The organism is Pseudomonas mendocina (genome assembly GCA_037482215.1).
Classification (GTDB): Bacteria; Pseudomonadota; Gammaproteobacteria; order Pseudomonadales; family Pseudomonadaceae; genus Aquipseudomonas; species Aquipseudomonas mendocina_E.
Map to the genome: position 1 here is coordinate 973,110 of CP148074.1, position 20,493 is coordinate 993,602.

Below are 20,493 nucleotides of genomic sequence, written 5' to 3' on the forward strand. Positions count from 1 at the left end.
GGGTGCTTACCGATGAAACGTCTGCCCCAACGCATCCAGGCGGGTTGCAATAGGGAGCAGACGCTGGCTGCTGACGCTGAGCGTTTCAATGTCGGCGGCGGTGTTTTGCGCAACGCCCTGCACTGACTGCAGGTGCTCGACGATGTCTTGGCTGGCGCTGGACTGCTCGCGAGTGGTGTTGGCGATGCTGTTGTTAAGGCTATTGATTTGCCCGATATCGTTGCTGACCACCTGTAGCATCTGCGCGGCTTGCTGGCTGTCTTCAACGCACAACACAACCCCTGCCTGGCTTTGCTGCATGGACTCGACGGCCTTGCGGCTGTGTTGTTGCAACGTGGAGATGATGGTGCTGATTTCTTTCGTCGAGACAGCTGTGCGCTGGGCTAGATTACGCACTTCATCGGCCACCACAGCAAAGCCCCTGCCTTGTTCTCCAGCACGGGCAGCTTCAATGGCCGCATTGAGTGCGAGTAAGTTGGTTTGCTCGGCAATGCTGGTGATCACCTCAAGCACAGTGCCGATCTTTTCAGCCTGACTGGCCAGGGTGTTGATGGTGGTGTTGGTCTCACCGATACGTTCGGCCAAGTGGATAATTTCTGTTTGGGCACGGTTAACCCGTTCCCCAACTTCAGCTGTCCGGGTGCTGGCTTGACCGGCGTATTCCACCGCGAGCTCGACTTGCCCCGTGATGTGGTGGATGGCATCCCCCATGCGCTGAATGGAGTCAGTCATCAGCTCAATTTCTGTGAGTTGGCGCTTGGCGCCAACTTCCAGCGTGTTGCTGGCGCTGGAAAGCTCTTGGCCAAGCTCGCCTAGGCCGTTGGCATCGCGCACAACACCGTCCACCAGAGCGGTTATCTGGATCAGGAACTGGTCGAAGCGCTCAGCCAGACGTACACGTCGTTGGGCACTGTCTTGGCACTGCGCCGCCCCAGTAAGCCGTGAGGTGGCTTTGAGCATGTTGTCCAGCATGTCTTGGGACTCTTCTGCATCGGCCTGACTGTGTACGGCCAGATACAGCAGAACGAGGGTTTCCATGACCACGTAGAAGGCATGCACGAAGATCATGCCCCAGCCTGCGTGGTGGCTCATGACATAGACTGGGAAGCCTTGGTGCTGAAGGAAGTGAAAGACCACATGGTGTACGGCGATGGTGGCGGCGGCGACCAGGATAGGCAGCCAATCACGGTAGAAGGTCAACACTGCCAGCAGGGCAAAAATGCCGAAGTGGACCTCAATCAAACCATGGGCCTGATTGATGTGCAGGGCGGCCATAATCATCAGCCCTGCACCGAGTAAGCAACGCATCAGGCGGGTATCGCCGATATTACGGTAGAGCAGGGTCAGACACAGGCTTGTGCTGCCACCGATAATCAAGGCTTGAGCGAACGTGTCGAACCAAAACGCGAGGCCGAGTGAGAAGACAAACATCAGCCAGATAATGCCCAACATGATGCGGTCTGCTTTACGGTAATGCTCATAAAAACGCGTCGAATAGGGCACGAATACGGACTCCCTGTATGGATTCGGTAGCTGCTACATACGAGCGTCGAAAGGCGCGTGCTAGTCAGCTGCCGTGACATCCCTTGTTAAGTTTCGCGATCGTAGGTCGCGTGTTTTGTTATTGAGTTTTAACGGTAGTCAAGAGATTGGCAGTCTGCCACTACGCCGGTCCGATTGTTCTACGTTGTGGGCTGCTTAGGTGCACTGCAGTAAGCGCGGCGTTGTGAGAGAGGGGGCTTGGTACTGTGGGGTGTGTGCTGGCTCGGTTACCTACGTGGTATGTAAAGGATCCACCGCTTAGGGAATCAGCAAGTTTCGCTTTGAAAAGGCTGCCATTTCTACGACGGATTTAAGGTGGAGTTTTTGATAGATGCGTGTTTTATAAGTACTGACCGTTTTGTTACTTAGAAATAACAGTTCACCGATTTTCTTATTGGAATAACCCAGTGAAAGGTGCTTGAGGATGGTCAGTTCGCGATCCGTCAACGACTGTAAAAGTAGTTGCTCATGCGGTTGTTCGGGGGGCAGGTGTGGTGTTTGATTTTTTATATGAGCTGGGAATAAAGAATAGCCTTTCATAGTCGCTTCTATTGCAGTCAGCAACGGTGAAAGGTCTTCATCTTTGGATATATAGGCCTGGACCCCAGCGTCAATATAACGGTTGCAGTAGGCATCAGCTGGTTGGGAAGTTAGTGCAATAACTGGGCAGTTTAGGCCTATTGAGGCAAAACGAGCGATTAGGGCAGAGGTATCTAGCCTGGGAATGGCAGGTTCTACGATCACTGCGTCAGGGCTGTGCTGTTTGGCCAGACTCAGGGCATCTGTAACATTGTCGGTTTCAGCAATGACATCAAGGCCATTATCTTCAAGCAATGACCGGATCGCGACGCGTATTGCCGGATGGTCATCAATAATCATAATTTTAGGCATTACAGTGCCAACCCTTTGTGTCGTCGCTTGGTAGTTGGTAAGTAAGCCGGTAATTTTATTCTTAGGGTGATGGGTTGTCTTTAGTTCCAGTACGAGATTGCATGGGTTTAATTGGCACAAAAGTTCGTTTTATTATTTGGTTGATAATTGTTGTGCGATTAATCGGTGTTTTAAATCTTTGTTTGGAACTTTTGTTTGGTTATATCTCCGGCTCGTACTTATTTTGTGTACGAGCCAGTATGTCTAACAGCAGCTCTTTCTGCGCATTGATCTCGGCCTTGATCCTTTTTAAGCAACTGTCTACCTCGTCGAGTGAGACGTGACTGCCTTGGCAAGCCAGTTCAAGCTGCTCGCAACACTCCAACAGGGCATCTGCCCCCACGACCTGGGCCGCGCCTTTTATGCGGTGGGCGATTTCGGCAATTTCAGTGAGGTTTTGTGTTGTGAAGTGTTTGATCAAAGCATCAAGGTCTTGTTGGTTGTTTCTGATCAGCTCATAAATCAGCCGCTCAAATACCTTGGGTTTGTTGCCTGAAAGGGATTTAAGTGAGCTCATGCAAAAGTAGCGAGATTCGCTGTCTGGGCCAGGCTCGCATTGGTCGGGGGCGCTATCCGTTTTGTTGACCTTGAACAGTAATTTTTCCAGGACATCCAGGCCAATTGGTTTGATCAGGCAGTCATTCATGCCTGCCTGAATACAGCGCTGGATTTCATCGGGCTGCGCGTCAGCTGTCAGGCCAAGAATGATGGTGGGCTCTTCGTGATGCCCTGTTTCTTCCAGGCGAATGGCCCGGGTCAAGTCGTGGCCATCCATGCCTGGCATGCGGCAGTCGGTGATGACCACATCAAAGGGCTGAGTTCGCCACTGCTGTAAGGCCTCCAGGCCGTTTTCGGCCTCGGACACTTCATGACCAAGGTAGAGCAATTGTTGGTGCAAGATTTCGCGGTTTACCGCGTGGTCGTCTACTACCAGTACTTGCAAGCAGCGAGCTGTTTGATTGCAGGTAAGGGGCGTCGGAGTGCTTTCTTCTACTGGGTCGAGGATTTGCAGGCGTAATTCGACTTCCACCCGGGTACCTCTGCCGAGCTCACTGTGCATGACCAGCGAGCCCCCCATCATCTTGCACAAGGAGCGGCAGATGACCAGACCAAGTCCGGCACCTTCGCGGATATTGGCGCGTGGGTTGACTTGCGAGAACGGGTGAAACAGTTGTTGTTGGTCTTGTTCCGAAATGCCAATGCCAGTGTCGGCCACGCTCATGGCAATACGCAGGGTGGTGGTGTCGGTATTGTCACCGCTAATGCGGATGCACACTGAGCCTTCATCGGTGAACTTGATGGCGTTGCTGGTCAGGTTGGACAGAATCTGCTTGAAACGCATTGCATCAATCAGAACGTCGCAGTTAACGCTGGTATCGATATCGACGTTAAGTGTCAGCTCTTTCTGGCGAGCCAATCCTTCGAAGATTCGGGCGACTGATTCCACCAGTTCACGCAAGTTGGCGCGTTTTAGCGATAGATTCAGTCGACCCGACTCAATGCGGGCGATATCGAGGATATCTCCAATCAGCTCCAACAAACTTTTGGCCGAGGTGTGGGCAATTTCAATGCTGTTGCGATCATTACTGGTTAACTCCGTGCGTTTGAGTACCAGTTCGAGAATGCCGATCACCGCATTCATGGGCGTGCGTATTTCGTGACTCATTGTCGCGAGAAACGTTGTTTTCGCTCGGCTGGCTTCGTCGGCTTGGTTTTTCGCGACCTCAAGCTGGCTGATTAGATTCTGATGCTCGGTGATGTCGATCCAGCCGCAAATCACGCCTTTGATTTTTCCGGCAGAGTCCATAAATGGGCGGATCCAATGATCAAGCCAGACTTTCCGGCCGCGCATATTCACGTTGATCACATCCTTAATGGTGTTACCCGTGCGTATGGCTTCGAGATAACTGCGGTGGAACTCCGGTTTACGCTCGATATGTTCGAACGGTAGCTCGATCAGTGTCTTGTTCAGGACATCTTTTGCTTCAACGCCAAAACACTCCAGATAGCTGCGGTTGCAAGAGAGTAAGCGCCCTTCAACATCGCGTACGTACAGTGGCGGGGGCATGCTGTCGGTCAGGGTTTCAACAAACTGCAGCTGGTCTTTAAGCGCTTTCTCGGCATGTTCGCGGGCACTGATCTGGCGGCGCAGGTAGAACACCCAAATCAGACTCATCATCAACAGCAGTGTTGCGGCGATGACGATCTCCAGGATCACCTGTTCGTAATTACGCCAGCTCTGCTCGCTCATGCTGGGCAATGTTCGCCAGCGGCTGGCGATGGCATTCATTTCATCGGGCGGTACTTCACTCAGTACTTTGTTGATGATCGATTCCAACTCACTGTCGCCAGGGCGCATGGCAAATCGCGTGGTGTTAATTCCCATCGGCAGCGTGTCAGCAATGGCCAACTGGTTGTGAAACCAGCGAGCTGTGTAATAGCGGGCCGTGGGCAGGCTCATGATGGCGGCTTTGGCTTCACCCTCTTGCACCAGATGCATGGCATCCAAGGCGGTGGTGGCCATTGCGATCGTGGAGTGGGGATAGGCCAGATGAACCTTAGCCGGGTCGATATGGTTAGCGGCAATAGCCAAGTGCTCGTTGGCGAGTCGCTTGGCCGATAGCACCTGCGTGGCATCTTCTGGGCGGGTTACCAAGACATAGGGGCTGGCAAGTATTGGGCGGGACAGGCGCAGCTGATCACCGATGTCCTGATCTGAAATCAGAATAGCTAAATCGGCCTTATCCTTTTCCAGCGCCGAAATTTTATCGGGGAATCCGCCCATGTGCGATGTAACCTCAAACTTCAGCCCGGTGCGCTGGGAGATCAAGTCGAAGAGGTCAGCGGCTATGCCTGAGAAGACTCCCTCAGAAGTAAAAAATGCGACGGGTGCAAGCCCGTCATTGATGACTAAGCGTACGGTCGGATTGCGCTCGATCCAGCGCGCCTCGTTGGTTGTCAGTGCTATTGGCTCGTTATTGGGGATTAGGCCGCTGCCCACCCAGCGTTTGGCGATGCGATGTAATCGTTCTTTGCCGATGGAGTCCAAAGCGCTGTTAATAAGATTCAGCAGGTACTGGTTGTCCTTGCGCACGGCATAGCTGTATTGGCCTGCCGGGATTTCATCCAGCGGGCGCTCGAACTTGACCATGCTGTAGTAGGAGCGGTTGATCCGGTAGTAGGCGCTGATCACGTCATCGATGTAAACATCGACGTGCCCGAACGATACCGCAGCGATGGCATTGTCATGGGTGTCGTAGGTGATGAAGCGGGTATTCGGGAAGAACATCTTCAGGGTGTCGGCATGCTCACGTACGACAGCGGCGCGCAGGCCAGACAGGTCAGACGGGATTGGTTCAAGACGATCATCCCGCTTGAATACCACCAGTCGCTCCTTGAGGAACGGATGACTGGTTAAAACTGCTTCGTTGTCGAGTGCGCTGCTGTGACTGCTGAGCAGATCTACGGTGCCCTCCTGCAAAGCGTTGTAGAGCTGTTGACGGTTGGCAAAAGCCGTCACCTGAATGTTCATGCCTAATAGCTGGGCGATCATGCCAATTATATCAGCAGATAAACCTTCGTATTTCTCATCCTCGTAATGAACCTGATAGGGCGGTTGTTCATCTTTAATGATGCCAATTGTCAGCGTTCTCTTTTGGCGTAACCAGTTCCAATCTTCGACGGTGATCTTCATATCCTGGTGTTGAATATGTGCTGTGCTATAAAGATACGTAGGTTGAGCAGCAGAAGCGGTTAAAGACAGAGTGATAAGGATAAATAATATGTATGGATATTTGATTTTTTTTATGACCATTTTTAGATGTGGTAATTTTAAGGTTTGGATTTGTGAATGCTAATTGGAGTCGGGGTGTTAAAAATACATAATGATTTTCTGGAAATTTGTATAAATATTAGTGGGGTATTATAAGGGGGATTTCGGGAGGCGGATTAAGAATAATCCTATGATTACTGTGGGGTGGGAGGATTGGTCCTAAGGGACTAGTGAAATGGTGTGGGGGTGTGTTGGGGGTAAGTATATGCTGTGTTGTTCTGAGCTTTCGAGATTCTTATGCGTATTTGTTACATGTGTTTTTTATCATTCAGATAATAAACACTGGCGTGTTTTCGTAAAAAAGACGCAGGCTCGCGCTAAGGTGATTTATAGAGATTTTTCGATGCTTGAGCCTGGCTAAACGAGTGAATTTCTAACATTGCAGGGCGAATTTAGTTGGAGTTAATTCGGCGCACAGTTGTTGATGGGGTTTCACCGAACAGATCCTTGTAATACGCACTGAACATTCCCAAGTGCCAGAATCCCCAATGTGCAGCAATTTCGCTGATTAGCAGTTCACCAGGTGTAGATGTCAGTAACTCGCGATGAGCGCCATGCAGTCTTATGTAGCGTAGGAATGTAACAGGATTGATGTTTAAAACTTTCTGGAAAGCGTAGTGCAATGTTCGTCGGCTAATGCGAAGTTCATGACATATTTCTAGTACTGTAGGTGGGTTACTCCTGCGTGAGAGGATGTACTCCCTGGCTTTTTCAACAATATGGCGGTGGACAAATTGTCCAGTATTGTGTGGTTTGATTTTACCTAGTTTGCACAAACCGCTGAATAGAGTACTCAGCAGATCGTCATGCAGATTTTGAATGGCGCTGGCATCTCTCAGAGCAGCGGGATTATGGCTTATACCTTCAAAAAACCGGAGAAAACTCTGTCGCAGGTATTCGGATAGTTGGTGTGAGGTTGGCTCAACTCCGCTGATTTGACAGACTTGACCAATGTTGACCTCTTCGATTGTGTCGGCGTAACTACGGATCAGTTCTTGATCAATTGCGGCAACGAAGATGTCCGATATTTCCGGTGTTTTGAACTTTAGCTCAGAGTTTGGCTTGAGAAAAAAAACGAGTCCTTCTCTAGCCTGTCTCCACACCAGAAACCCTCTCCGTTTACGGTTATCGGAACCCCCAGTGCTACGCTATTGGCCCAAGGTTGGCCGTGTTGGTCTACAGCTTTATTCATGGTTTCACGAAATAGCTGGATTGGACCTAGTGAGATATCACTGAGGTGCCCCTGAAAGTTACCTTTGCCAATTTGTACGTAATCTTGCTTCCATTTTGGTAGCGCCCATGCTTGCAGGAAAACGTCATTGGTTTCGAGTTGGACAAGAGATGCCGCTACAGGCAGTTGACTGTTGTCCGACAACGGAGTGTTGCCAGTTGGGATGCTCATCGGCTTGCCTCACCGGTCATTCAAGATGACCTCATTGTTATTATGTCGCTGACAGCGAAAGCGTGATTAATGGGCTGTGTCCGGGATGACTCTTGGTTGGCACATATTTACCTTTTGTAATCATTAGTAACATGTACCTGCTTGGCAAGCATCACGGCAGCTATGCAATCAGAGGTTGCCGATTTTTGATAGTCAAAAGCTGGGTTATGCCATTCCTCGATAAAGGCTTTGTCGCTCAGTTCATACACTGCCCATAGGCGGCGCAGAAGAATTCTGCAGCCTGAATATCGTCACTTCATCTTCTGCCTGACAAGGCATTTGCAAATGCTTGGTATGGCAGGGGCGTGTGCCGGTCATAACAAATACAGAGGAATACCCGATGATTTACGTAAACCCGAACCAGCCAGGCTCTGTCCTTCAACTTAAACCGCGCTATGGCAACTACATCAATGGCGAATTCGTCGCTCCGGTAAACGGTGTCTACTTCACCAACACCAGCCCGGTTGATGGTTCGGTCATCGGTGAATTCCCGCGTTCCGACCGTGACGATATCGAGCGGGCGCTGGATGCTGCTCACGCCGCGGCAGACGCCTGGGGCCGTACTTCGGTTCAGGAGCGTTCCCACATCCTGCTGAAAATCGCTGACCGCATTGAGCAGAACCTGGAGCTGCTAGCTGTTACTGAAACCTGGGACAACGGTAAGCCGGTTCGCGAAACCCTTAACGCCGACATCCCGCTGGCGGCTGACCACTTCCGTTATTTCGCTGGCTGCCTGCGCGCTCAAGAAGGCTCCACTGCCGAAATCAACGACACCACTGCGGCCTACCACTTCCACGAGCCTCTGGGCGTTGTTGGCCAGATCATTCCGTGGAACTTCCCGCTGCTGATGGGCGCTTGGAAACTGGCTCCGGCCCTGGCTGCCGGTAACGCCATCGTGCTCAAGCCTGCTGAGCAAACTCCGCTGGGCATCACTGTACTGATGGAGCTGATCGGTGACCTGCTGCCCAAAGGCGTACTGAACGTGGTGCAAGGCTTCGGCCGCGAAGCCGGTGAAGCGCTGGCCACCAGCAAGCGTATCGCCAAAATCGCCTTCACCGGTTCCACGCCGGTTGGCTCGCACATCATGAAGTGCGCTGCTGAGAACATCATTCCGTCGACTGTAGAGCTGGGCGGCAAGTCGCCGAACATCTTCTTCGAAGACATCATGAAAGCTGAGCCTGCCTTCATCGAGAAAGCAGCTGAGGGTCTGGTTCTGGCCTTCTTCAACCAAGGTGAAATCTGCACCTGCCCGTCCCGTGCACTGGTTCAAGAATCGATCTTCGAACCGTTCATGAACGAAGTGATGAAGAAGATCAAACAGATTAAGCGCGGCAACCCGCTGGACACCGACACTATGGTCGGCGCACAGGCGAGCCAGCAGCAGTTCGACAAGATCATGTCCTACTTCGAGATCGCTCAGCAGGAAGGTGCCGAGCTGCTCACCGGTGGTGGCGCAGAGAAACTGGAAGGCAGCCTGGCAACGGGTTACTACATCCAGCCGACCCTGCTCAAAGGCCACAACAAAATGCGTATCTTCCAGGAAGAAATCTTCGGCCCGGTGGTCAGTGTTGCCACCTTTAAGGACGAAGCTGAAGCCCTGGCAATCGCTAACGACACCGAGTTTGGTCTGGGCGCTGGCGTGTGGACCCGCGACATCAACCGCGCGTACCGCATGGGCCGTGGCATCAAGGCCGGTCGTGTATGGACCAACTGCTACCACCTGTACCCGGCGCACGCTGCGTTCGGTGGTTACAAGAAATCTGGCGTAGGCCGCGAAACCCACAAGATGATGCTCGACCACTATCAGCAAACCAAAAACCTGCTGATCAGCTACGACATCAACCCACTGGGTTTCTTCTGATTTCTGTTACTTGAGCGCCCCGTAAGGGGCGTCATCAGGAGCTGTAATGAATGAGATCAGTTGGCGTTCGTTTGCCTGTTTTTTTGCTGTGGGCCTGGCGTTGTGCGGTGCGCTTGTATTTCTGGCTGCGCTGGTCGGGCTCTTACTTCAATTTGGTCCGTGAACGATGCGTTTAGTTATGAGTGCTGAAAGCTCTCTGAGAGCACGTTGCTCGGCTAGGCCTCAACGCTTTTGTGCCGGGATTTTTCGGGGTGGCCTGCGTTCTCCGGTAGCTATCCCAGCTGACCCGATGCGGAAAACCTTGCCGATTCCTGATAGCCGTGCAGGCCTGTGTTGCCAAAACACGATACCGGTCGGAGCTGGCAGTTCGTAGCCTTGTCACCAGTGCTGATCGGGCCTTAACAAGATCATCTGTAACCGCGGTCAGCATGTGTCATCCCATAAACAAGAATAAGGGTGCCAACAATGCGCGCGCAAAGTGCCAGTGTAATTCCCCTGCGGCCGCTGCTGCTATCCATGGCGATTTCGGTCGTTCCTTTCCTTGCCCAGGCTGAAACAGCCGATGCGGCCAAAGCTCTGCTCAACAGTAAATGCATGACCTGCCACTTGCCCACCGAGGGTGAAGGGTTGAACCGTATCGATGAGTCACGTCGCACGCCGGAAGGCTGGGATATGACCATTGTCCGCATGATGCAGGCCCATGGCCTGAAGATCACCACTGAGGAACGTCAGACGCTGGTCAAGTACCTAGCTGATACTCATGGCCTGGCGCCTGAAGAGGTTGAGGGCCGTCGTTATCTGCTGGAGCGTGACTTTACTCTGGTGGAGAAACCTGACGATCAGCTGGTTGCCGACACGTGCGCCCGTTGCCACTCTTACGGCCGTATTGCGTTGCAGCGCCGTACTGAGGATGACTGGCGCAAGATGGTGCACTTCCATGTTGGTCAGTATCCGGTGATCGAGATCCAGGCAAGCGGTCGTGATCGTGACTGGTGGGATATTGCTTCAGGTGAGGTGCCGAAGCGTCTGGGTAAAATGTATGGCCACGAGTCCGATGCCTGGCGCAAATGGGTTCAGCAGGCGCATGTCAGCGCCGCCGGTGAGTGGCGACTGGTTGGCCATCGTCCGGGATGGGGCACCTATGAAGGTGTAGCGACTATCGCCAGCACCGGTGATGACAACTACAGCATCAAAGTCACCTACAACTACGCTAACGGCAAGCAGGAAACCGCAGAAGGCAAGGCGGTGATGTACACCGGTTATGAGTGGCGCGCGACCCTGAAACAGGGGGATCTGGATGTGCGCCAGGTGTTCACCTTGTCACCCGATGGCAAGACCCTGTCCGGTCGTTGGTATCAGCAAGGTGTGGACTCCATCGGCGGTCGTCTGCAGGCCGTGCGTGCAGGTAAAGATGCACCGGCACAACTGCTGGCAGTTGAGCCGAGTTACATCAAGGCCGGTACGACTCAGCGCGTAGCCCTTTACGGTAATAACCTGAGCGGTGATGTGCAGCTGGGTGAGGGTGTTGAGGTCGTCAAGGTTCTCGAAAACACACCGGGCAAAGTGGTTGTCGAGGCTCGTGCTGCAGCCGGTGCCAAAGATGGCGCGCGTAATGTGGCTGTCGGCAACAGCCAGCTGGATAAAGGTCTGGCGCTGTATCAGAAGGTCGACTTCATCAACATCGAACCGGGTTATGCCATGGCCCACATCGGTGGCAACGGTGGTTCCCGTCCGAAAGTTCCGGTTCAGTTCGAGAGTGTTGGTTATGCCTACGGCGCTGACGGCAAGGCGGGCACTGCTGACGACATCCGCCTGGGTTACTTCCCGGCTACCTGGTCGGTGGACGATCTCAACGAATACGCCGCGCAACTGCGCGATAAGGAGTTCGCCGGCACGCTGCAAGAAAATGGCCTGTTTATTCCGGGCGACGCAGGTCCGAACCCGAAACGCAAATACGGCACCAACAACGCAGGTGAGTTGAAGGTGACAGCTGTAGTCGATGACGCCGGGCGCAAGGTTGAAGCCAGCAAGCCGCTGGTGGTGACCGTGCAGCGCTGGAACGACCCGTCTATTCGCTGACCCATCAAGGAGCGATGCCATGAGCGCGCTTTATGTAAACCGTTACAGCTTCCATGACGTGCAGGTGGACGGTCGGCGAATGCTGTTCCATATCCCATCCAGCGGATTATTTGAGCTGGATGAATTGGGCGGCTCGCTGATCGATTTCCTCAAGGAAAACGAGCAGGTTTCTGCCGATGCCATGCGTCAGCGTTTTGATGGGCGGGTTGCCCCGGCCGATCTGGCGCAGACTCTGGAGAGCTTCCGCGAGCTGTCTATCCTCGGTGATGAACCGGCTACGCCGGATGCCGGGATGCAGGTGGAAATTCGTCAGTTCCCGATCAGCACCGTGGTTCTGAACGTTAATACCGGCTGCAATCTGAGTTGCACTTATTGCTACAAGGAAGACCTCGCTGTCCCGACTAAGGGCGTGCGTATGGACTTCGAAACAGCCCGCAAGAGCATTGAGTTGCTACTGGCTGAAGGTGCCGCACACGAACGCATCAACGTGATCTTCTTCGGCGGGGAACCGCTGACCAACCTGCCGTTGATCAAGCAGGTGGTGGAGTACACGGAGCAGCGTTGTGCGGAACTGGGCAAGAAGGTCGACTTCTCCATGACCACAAACGCCACCATGCTGACTGAAGAGATTGTCGATTACCTCGACAGCCACCGCTTCGGTATCTCCATCAGCATGGATGGGCCGCAGGCCGTGCACGACCGCCGACGCATCACAGTCAGCGGGCAGGGCACTTATGCGGTGGTTGCGGCCAAGGCGCGAATGCTGCTTGAGCGCTATCGCTCTAAACCGGTCGGTGTGCGTGTGACGCTGACGGCGGGCTTTACCGATGTGATCGCCATTCATGAGCACCTGAAGAACGATCTGGGCTTCTTTGAGGTGGGCTTTGCGCCTGCCACGTCGGGTCCGGTGACGGTGTTCAACCTGAGCAACGAAGAGCTGCGTCAGGTCTTCGACAGCATGATGGAACTGGGGCGTGCCTACCGTGACGCCGCGCTGGAGGGGCGCAATAACGGCTTCTCCAACATGCATCAGTTGATGAGCGATCTCTATGAAGGCCGCAAGAAGGCGCTGCCCTGCGGCGCAGGCGTGGGCTTGCTGGCGGTGGATCACAAGGGCGATCTGAACCTGTGTCACCGCTTTACCGGCTCCGACATGCCGCGTTTCGGCAACGTTAACGAAGGGATTGCCAAGGAGGAGTTGGGGGCATTCCTTGAAGGCGCCACCAGCCGCGCCAACAAGGGTTGTTCGACCTGCCGTATCCGCAACCTGTGTGCCGGGGGCTGCTATCACGAGTCCTACGCGCACTTCGGCGACCCGTTATCACCGACCTATCACTACTGCGATCTGATGAGAGAGTGGGTGGATTTCGGTATCGAGATCTACACCGAAATCCTGCAGAAGACCCCGCTCTTCTTCAAACAACATCTGAGCACTCGGAGTGTCCAGCTATGAAACATATGAAAGCCATGAACATGAAGGCCCATCAAGTTGAAGTCGCGATGGAGAAGGGCGAGACAGAAGAAGTAGTCGCCATGGCGGCCGTGGTGGGCTGCGCCACCACCTTCGACCCGGGCTGGGAAGTAGACCCGTTTCTCGGTGTGGCAGGCCTGTGCCAGCCGATGGAAGCGGATCTCTATGGTTGCGCTGACCCATGCTGGTGGCCTGCACAGGTCCCGGACACGCTGCACAACCACACTGACTGGGGTAACGGCAAAGACGCTGCAGTCAAAGACTGGGCGGAATTGCAGTCGGTCTTCCCTAAATAAATCACGTCAATGCATTCGGACCTGTGTAGCGATCGCTACACAGGTCAGAGGAAGTCATATGAACAATAAAAAACATACAACGCTGCGCAACGTCTTTGCCCTTGGCGCTATTACTCTGGGCCTGATGAGCCAGATGGCTCTGGCGAAAGACTATCTGGTGACCGCTGCTCGCCCGGATAAAGTTGTGGTGGTGGACGCCGCTGAGCGCAAGGTGGTGAATACCTTCACCATTCCGAATGCCGGTCAGGGCAACAGCGTGGCTGGCCTGGCTGTATCCCGTGATGGAAAAGTGGCCTACGTGGTGCATAACCGCTGGGAGAGCGTTTCCGGGATCGATCTGGATACCGGCAAGGAAGTGTTCCGCGCGGAACTGTCTTCTCCGGGTATTCGCGGTAAAGCGCACTTCGCCATTGACGTCAGCCCGGATGGTAAGGAGCTGGCTGTTCATGTCAGCCCAACTGAGCTGAAGCTGGGTGAATACAAGGTGCTGGACCCGTATATCGCCATCTACGACACCAGTGCCGGAATCGGTGCCCAGCCGCTGCGCAAACTGGACGCACCGCGTCGCACCACCACGCTGGCCTACTCACCGGACTACAAGCGTCTGTACACCTTCAGCTGGGACATGCTGGTGCTGGACCCGAAAACCGGCAAGCAGATCGGCAAGCACCCGTGGCGCAGCTGGAAGCGTGAAGGCTTCGCTGAGCCGGACACGCTGTCGGTTTCTCCGCAGTTTGAGCAGGCCAACGAGTTCGCCACGCCGTACTTCATCAACTACACCGGCAAAGACGGTAAGACTGTGACCAAGGCCGGGGTCTGGTCGCTGGATCTGGCCAAGGACACGGTGCGTTTCTCCGAGTTCGAGGGTGATCTGGTGATGCCGTTCTCCACGGTGATCAACCCGGTTCGCCGCAACGAGGCCTACACCGCCTACACCCAGCTGACCAAGACCGATATTGATACGGGCAAGCTGATCAAACGGGTCGATCTGGATCACACCTTCTATACCGTCAACGTCTCGACTGACGGTAAGGAGCTGTATATCGGCGGCACTATCAACGAGATCGCGGTCTATGACAGCGAAACGTTGGAGAAGAAAGCCACAATCGTCATCAGTGAAGGGGATCAGGTGCTGAGCTCAATGCGTATGGTGCAGCGTTGAGGAATAACCCATGAGCGCTGATGCTACTCATGGGGCGCGGGAGGGCATGCCGCAAGGTATGCCTTCCCGGCATGCCGACAGGGGCATGTGGTACTGGGCCCTGAGTTTTGCCCGGCCACACTGGCCCCTGTTTGCATTGGTACTGCTACTCTCCCTTGCAGTTGCCGGTGCCGGTCTGGCGCAACCTTATCTGACCAAGGTCCTGATTGATGACGGCATTCTTGCCGGGCGTTTCGATCAAGTCATCTTGAGTGTGGCCTGCCTGGTTGGCCTTGCTCTGCTTTCCTCGTTGTTTGGTGGCATCACCCGTTATATCTACGTGAATGCCTCAGCGCGCGTGTTACATGCAATGCGTGAATCCATGCTGGCGCATCTGCTGACGTTGTCTCCTGACTTCTATGCCCGCACCCGCCAGGGCGACATACATGCCCGTCTTGATGGTGACATGGGGGAGTTGCAGCGCTTTATGGTGGACTCGCTGCTGAGTCTGGTGAACAACGGTTTCATGTTGATCGGCTCGGTGTTGATGCTGGGCTGGATGAGCAGCGAACTACTCGTACTTCTGCTTGTTGTGCTGTTACTCAACAGCCTGTTTCTGAAATGCGTACGCCCGCGACTGGAAACTCTGAACCGACAGGTGCGTGAACGCGGTTCGGATCTGGCGGCCTTTTTTGTCGAAACCCTGGGGCTGGTCAAATGTGTGCAGATGTTCAATGGCCAGAAGCGGGAAGTGCAAAAATTGAATGGTCTGCACTACGACCTGCGCGAAACGACCCTGCGCTTGCAGGTACTTGGCTATGTCGCCGGAGCCGTGCCCGCGCTAGTGATGTCAGTGAGCATTGCCGGGGTGTTTCTGTTGGGCGGGTATCGCATCGCAGAAGGCAGCATGACCCTCGGCACGCTGATTGCCTTTGTCACTTACATGCAGCGTGCCAGTGGTCCGGCGCAATCGTTGATGGGGCTGTATGTGGCGTACCAGCGAGCACGTGTCAGCCTGGGGCGGGTGCGCGAGCTGTCTACCCGACAGCCTGCCGTGCAGCCGCCCGAGAAGGCTGACCGTATAGTGGTATGCGGCCCTGGTGAACTAGTGTTGCAAGGGGTTTCCTTCCGCTATCCGGGAGCAACGCAAAACATTCTCTGTAAGCTTGAGCAGCATATTCCGGCTGGCAGCCGGGTGGCTCTGCGCGGCGCTTCCGGCCGCGGCAAGTCAACTCTGGTTGACCTGCTGCAACGGCATTTCGACCCGAGTGAGGGGCGCATCATCCTCGATGGTGAGGATTTACGCCGCCATGACCTGGATCAGTTGCGGCGCATGGTAGCGGTGGTCTCCCAGGATACCCAGCTGTTTGCCGCCAGCTTGCTCGACAACATTCGCTACGGCCGACCTGAAGCCAGTGATGAGGAGGTGATGAAGGCCGCACGCGCAGCTGGTGTGGATGAGTTCGCAGGGAGTCTGGAGGAGGGTTACCAGACCCGCCTCGGTCAGCGCGGCACCTTGCTTTCCGGTGGTCAGCGTCAGCGCGTGGCGCTGGCCCGCGTTCTATTGATGAGGCCGCGAGTGCTGGTGATGGACGAAAGCACCTCGGGTGTTGATACACGGCAGGAGGCTCGGATCCACCGCGAAGTGGATCGCCTGTTTGCCGGGCAGACACGCATTTTTATCAGCCATCGTCCGCTGAGCGACGAGGTGTTCGATGTCGTGATTGATCTTGATATTCCGCAGTTGGAGGAAGTGTCATGAGGCCCCGTGTCGGCATTATCGACAGTGGCGTGAGCGAAAGCTTGTTCAGTTATGTCGTGCAGTCGCGGCGCTTTAGCGAACTGCCGGGGGATGATCCTGCCCAGCCGGACAGTATCGGCCATGGCGATCAGTTGGCGCGGCTTATCCTGCAGCAGTGCCCCGAGGCTGAATTGCTGGTGGCGCAGGTATTCCATGGTGATAACCGTTCTCCGGTGTCGCGCATCGCCGCCGCGCTTGAGTGGCTGGTGGCGCAGGGGGCGCAAATCATCAACATGAGTTTTGGTCTGTCCTCGCCATCCGAGCAACTTGCCGAAGCCTGCAAACACGCAGCGAGTCGGGGCGTTCTGCTGGTGGCTTCATCGCCGTCCTGTGGCGGTGCGGTTTATCCCGCAGCATTGCCTGAATGTCTGGCAGTCACCGGTGATGCACGCTGTGCGCCCAATGAACTGGCCTGGCTTGGGCTAGCCCATGCGGAGTTGGGCGCCTGCCCGATGATTCAGCTAGGGCAGCCCGAACATGGCGGCGGCTCCAGTTTTGCCTGCGCCAGAGTCACAGGCATGGCTGCACGGATCATGGCCCACGAAGGCTACCTGCCTTCGCATCTGTGTGAACCTCTGCGTTGCAGTGCCCGTTATATCGGGGCAGAGGTGTTACGGGCATGACAAAGGCCGGATGGGGTGGCTATGTAGCGTTTGGTGCACTCATTGCTGTGCTGGTTTATCAGTTGCCAGCCCTTGGCAACCCGGCACTTTGGGGTGTGTCCGGATTGTTGGTATTGGGGGCCTGGAAAACCAGCTTACGCCAGCGTGTCTGGCGGATTGCGTTCAGTCTGCTGCTGGGACTTTGTATCGCACTGATGCTGGCGCTGCTGTGGAATCGTTTCGACATTCGGTATGTCTGGCTCTATAGCAGCGAAGCCCTGCCGGTGTACCTGAAATTGGCCAATCTCTGGGGCGGAGATGAGGGCACGATTCTGCTGCTGACTGCGTTGTTTATGCCGCCAGCCTTTCGCTATGCAAGGCGGGGCGGTCTGGAAGGTTGCAGCAGTGCGTTGATCGGCGCCTGGTACGCGGCCACTGCTGCCTGGCTCGGGCCTTTTACAGCAACTCCGCAAGAGTGGCTGACTGCTCAAAACAGTCAGGGGATGAATGCTCATCTGCAGACTATATGGATGCTGCTGCATGCTCCGCTGATTCTCGCTGCTTACGCCTGGGCACTGACGCCGGTTGGCTCAGCCATACAAGCGCTGAGCGGCAAAGACTCAGATTATGCCGGGCAAGCTGCCCAATACGGGCGACGCGCCTGGCTGGTGCTGAGCGCAGGAATTGGCTTTGGCATGATCTGGGCGCTGGAGGACTTCACCTTCGGCCAGCTCTGGCACTGGGACCCTGTACAGACCAGTGCATTTATTATCTGGGCGTTGCTCGGAGCGGTATTGCACGGCGTACGTCATTGGCGGGGGGGCGGTAGTTTTGCCCGCCTGCTGCCTCTGCTCAGCCTGCTGGTGGCTGTAGCAACTTGTATGGCTATGGCGGTGACCCGCAGTGAAGTCCTGGTGAGCTCCCACCGTTATATCGGTACCACCTCCTGGCTGAGCCATTTGTTATTGGCTGGCATATTACTTATCGCCCTTGCCGGGCTGTTGTTGCGTGCTCATTGGCGTCATGCGCAAAGCACCCGGCGTCCGGCTGACTGGACTATCTGGATATCGGTACTCGGGTTTGCCCTCATGGCTGTGCTGGCGGCCGGTGCACTGTTGCTGGCCCATGCCCGGCAATGGCTGGGCGTGGCCAAAACGAGCGAGCAGAAACCGTTTTTCGAGACCGTTGCATTGTGGGCAGACTCCAGCGAAAGCTTGCAATTGCGTCAGGTGTTTGCACGCTGGGATGTAGATGGTTACAGCCTGGTTTACTGGCTGCTGCCTTTCGTTCTGTTACTGGGGCTGGTGGGCGGTTTCAGTTTTATGCGCAAGGCACTGCCTCGTGCAGCAGCTGTCGCAGCTACAGGACTGACAGGTGTGGTATGCCTTTTGTTGGCTTGGCATGGTGGCTGGCTTAGTGAGCGTTATGCCGGTAGTGGTGTGCTGTCTCAGCATGTAGTGGCGGTACTGCCGTGGTTGGATGCGACGCTGTTGGCAGCCCTGTTTCTACTGCTGGCCTGCAGCTTGTGGTGCCTGCGCAGTGTCTGGCGCAGCCGCAAGCTTGGTACGCTGCGTCATACCGGTAGCCTGGCGTTGATCCATGGCGGTGCGGTGCTGGTACTGGTGGGGGGCTTTGCGGCCACAGCACTCAACAGCTATATGCCGATTCTTTTGCAAGCCGATGACGACCTTGCGCAATGGCGCGGCATCACAGATGGCATGCAGGTCAGGGTGGTTCCAGCCAGCAGCGTGACGGATTATTCAGGCTACCAGGCCGTCGCCCGAGTTGAGGTGCAGCATGGTCAACAGGTAATTCAGGGGCAGGCCTTGTTCAAGGATGGTCGCGAGTTGCCGCCCGGCTATCAGGGGCCGGTACGTCAGCTCTGTGAAATCCTCGATTACCGCTACGCCAGGCATAAGGGCGATCCTGGTTACATCCTCAATCCGTTCATTATCCGCAACTGGCTGGAAGACACTCAGGTGTGGGTGCCTGCGTCACCACGTTTGATGGCATCCGGCGCGACTGTGGCCAGTGAGCGGGAAACCCTGATCGTGGTGCGCCGTTATCCCTTAGTGTCGTTGCTGTGGATCGGCTTTGTAGCGATGTTGCTGGGCACACTTCTGCTGCCTGGCTGGTCGCGGGAGAAAAGAACATGACCGCTATTCTCGTGCTGGGAGCCGGTCCGGCAGCGTTGGTCAGTGCCATGTTGCTTAAGCGTATGGGGCATGAGGTTCAGGTTATCGGGCGAATCCGTCGTCATTCAGCAATGGAAGGAGCGTCCCCCCGGGTTATCGAAGGGCTGAATCGCCTGCAATGCCGTCACGCGTTAGCGCTGCTCGGGCAGCGCTGGCAGCGGGTGGCGTCCTGGGCCGGGGAGTACCGGGAGATCAACGGTGAATATGTGATTGACCGGCGCCAACTGGATGCAGCATTGCTGGAAGATTTGCTTGATGCCGGCGTTTCTTTTGTTGATGGCCGGGTTATGCAAGTGCATAAGTCCCCTGAAGGCTGGCGTGTCCTTGCTGAGTTGAGCAGTGGTGAGCCGGTTGAGCACGAAGCTCAGTTTCTGGTTGAGGCTCGGGGGCGGGCGGCGCCCAAGTCCGCTCCGGATGTGTTCAGTGGCCCAATGGGGGTTGCAATGACTGGCTACTTTAAAGGGCGCCCGTTTGAGCAGTCACTGACGGTAACCGAGCCTTTCGATCAAGGCTGGGCTTGGGCTACTGCTGATACACAGGGACGATGCAGTGTGCAGCTGGTCGTCGATCACGCTCACCCTGGGCTGCAAGGCAGCAAGTCACTGGCCGCTTTGCATGCACAGTTGTATCAGCGCTTGCAGCTGATCCCTGAACGGTTGGGTGATTTGCTGGCTGAGGGCGAGATCAGTTCAAGAGGTATTCAGCCGACCTTGCGTGCCAATCTGGTCGATAGCAGCCAGTTGCGGGTGGGGGATGCAGCTTATTCATGTGATCCGCTTTCCGGGCATGGCATGTATGAGGCGGTGTCGGCTGCCTTTGCCGCCGCACCGACGATCAACACCTTGCTACGCCGTCCGGAACACACGGAACTGCCCAGCCGATTCTACCGTGAGCGGGCGCAAACCCTGTTTCATCAACGTTTCAATACCGCTGTCGAGTTTTATCAGAATGAGCCCCGTTGGCTGGAGCAGCCGTTCTGGGCTAACCGGCGCAACCAGACTACAACTGTCGTCAGTCATGCCGGGGAACAGGCCGGGAGTCGGGTGGAGTCTACCGCCGTGGTTGAAGATGGCTTCATCGTGGAGAGTAAGGTGCTGGTATGTGCTGATCATCCCCGCGGCGTGCGTTTTGTCGCCGGGGTCGATGTGGTGCAACTGCTGGAGACGCGGCGTAAACTTTCTGACGAGCCGTCAGTTGGGCAGTTGGCTCAGCTTCTGCAAGCACATCCAGAGCGTGTAGCAGCAGCTTTGGGCTGGCTCAGACAAATACCCGGAGTTGCCTTGTAGGCGAATCTACGCTTTG

At 55.3% G+C, this 20,493-nt stretch carries 13 protein-coding genes; 9 read left to right on the forward strand and 4 right to left on the reverse strand.

The window, feature by feature from the left end; all coding sequences use genetic code 11:
* Positions 1 to 6 precede the first annotated feature (6 nt).
* The 4 genes from WG219_04440 to WG219_04455 form a co-directional block, all read right to left on the reverse strand.
* The gene (locus WG219_04440) at positions 7 to 1,503 is read right to left on the reverse strand and encodes a methyl-accepting chemotaxis protein (protein ID WXL26734.1); all 1,497 of its coding nucleotides are present in this window, start codon (positions 1,501 to 1,503) and stop codon (positions 7 to 9) included.
* Between the two features lie 297 nt (positions 1,504 to 1,800).
* Complete coding sequence (locus tag WG219_04445) at positions 1,801 to 2,433, reverse strand: response regulator transcription factor (GenBank protein WXL26735.1); 633 nt, start codon at positions 2,431 to 2,433, stop codon at positions 1,801 to 1,803.
* A 199-nt stretch (positions 2,434 to 2,632) separates the two neighbouring features.
* Positions 2,633 to 6,166, reverse strand: coding sequence for a transporter substrate-binding domain-containing protein (locus WG219_04450; GenBank protein ID WXL26736.1), 3,534 nt, complete (start codon positions 6,164 to 6,166; stop codon positions 2,633 to 2,635).
* A gap of 530 nt (positions 6,167 to 6,696) precedes the next feature.
* Positions 6,697 to 7,407, reverse strand: coding sequence for a helix-turn-helix domain-containing protein (locus WG219_04455; protein ID WXL26737.1), 711 nt, complete (start codon positions 7,405 to 7,407; stop codon positions 6,697 to 6,699).
* 678 nt (positions 7,408 to 8,085) lie between these two features.
* Between WG219_04455 and WG219_04460 the strand changes: the two genes are divergently transcribed.
* The 9 genes from WG219_04460 to WG219_04500 all read left to right on the forward strand — a co-directional run bounded on the left by WG219_04460 (position 8,086) and on the right by WG219_04500 (position 20,477).
* Positions 8,086 to 9,606, forward strand: a complete 1,521-nt coding sequence (locus WG219_04460; protein WXL26738.1) for an aldehyde dehydrogenase family protein — start codon at positions 8,086 to 8,088, stop codon at positions 9,604 to 9,606.
* A gap of 465 nt (positions 9,607 to 10,071) precedes the next feature.
* A complete protein-coding gene (peaA, locus tag WG219_04465) occupies positions 10,072 to 11,685 on the forward strand; it encodes a quinohemoprotein amine dehydrogenase subunit alpha (GenBank protein WXL26739.1) in 1,614 nt (537 codons plus the stop codon).
* Positions 11,686 to 11,704: 19 nt separating this feature from the next.
* On the forward strand, positions 11,705 to 13,138 hold the full coding sequence (gene peaB, locus WG219_04470; GenBank protein WXL26740.1) for a quinohemoprotein amine dehydrogenase maturation protein: 1,434 nt from the start codon (positions 11,705 to 11,707) through the stop codon (positions 13,136 to 13,138).
* Positions 13,135 to 13,452 carry a quinohemoprotein amine dehydrogenase subunit gamma gene (qhpC, locus tag WG219_04475; protein ID WXL26741.1) on the forward strand — a complete coding sequence of 106 codons (318 nt, stop codon included), beginning with the start codon at positions 13,135 to 13,137 and terminating at the stop codon, positions 13,450 to 13,452. Before peaB ends, qhpC begins: the two co-directional genes overlap by 4 nt.
* Before the next feature lie 58 nt (positions 13,453 to 13,510).
* Entirely contained in the window at positions 13,511 to 14,614 is a 1,104-nt protein-coding gene (peaD, locus tag WG219_04480; GenBank protein WXL26742.1) for a quinohemoprotein amine dehydrogenase subunit beta, read from the forward strand.
* A 10-nt stretch (positions 14,615 to 14,624) separates the two neighbouring features.
* Positions 14,625 to 16,355 carry an ABC transporter ATP-binding protein gene (locus WG219_04485; protein ID WXL26743.1) on the forward strand — a complete coding sequence of 577 codons (1,731 nt, stop codon included), beginning with the start codon at positions 14,625 to 14,627 and terminating at the stop codon, positions 16,353 to 16,355.
* Positions 16,352 to 17,017, forward strand: a complete 666-nt coding sequence (locus tag WG219_04490) for a S8/S53 family peptidase (protein ID WXL26744.1) — start codon at positions 16,352 to 16,354, stop codon at positions 17,015 to 17,017. Before WG219_04485 ends, WG219_04490 begins: the two co-directional genes overlap by 4 nt.
* Positions 17,014 to 19,152 (forward strand): cytochrome c biogenesis protein CcsA, encoded by a 2,139-nt coding sequence (gene ccsA, locus WG219_04495; GenBank protein WXL26745.1) that lies wholly within the window; start codon positions 17,014 to 17,016, stop codon positions 19,150 to 19,152. Before WG219_04490 ends, ccsA begins: the two co-directional genes overlap by 4 nt.
* Positions 19,149 to 20,477: a lycopene cyclase family protein gene (locus WG219_04500; GenBank protein WXL26746.1), complete on the forward strand. Its 1,329-nt coding sequence runs from the start codon at positions 19,149 to 19,151 to the stop codon at positions 20,475 to 20,477. Before ccsA ends, WG219_04500 begins: the two co-directional genes overlap by 4 nt.
* Positions 20,478 to 20,493 lie beyond the last annotated feature (16 nt).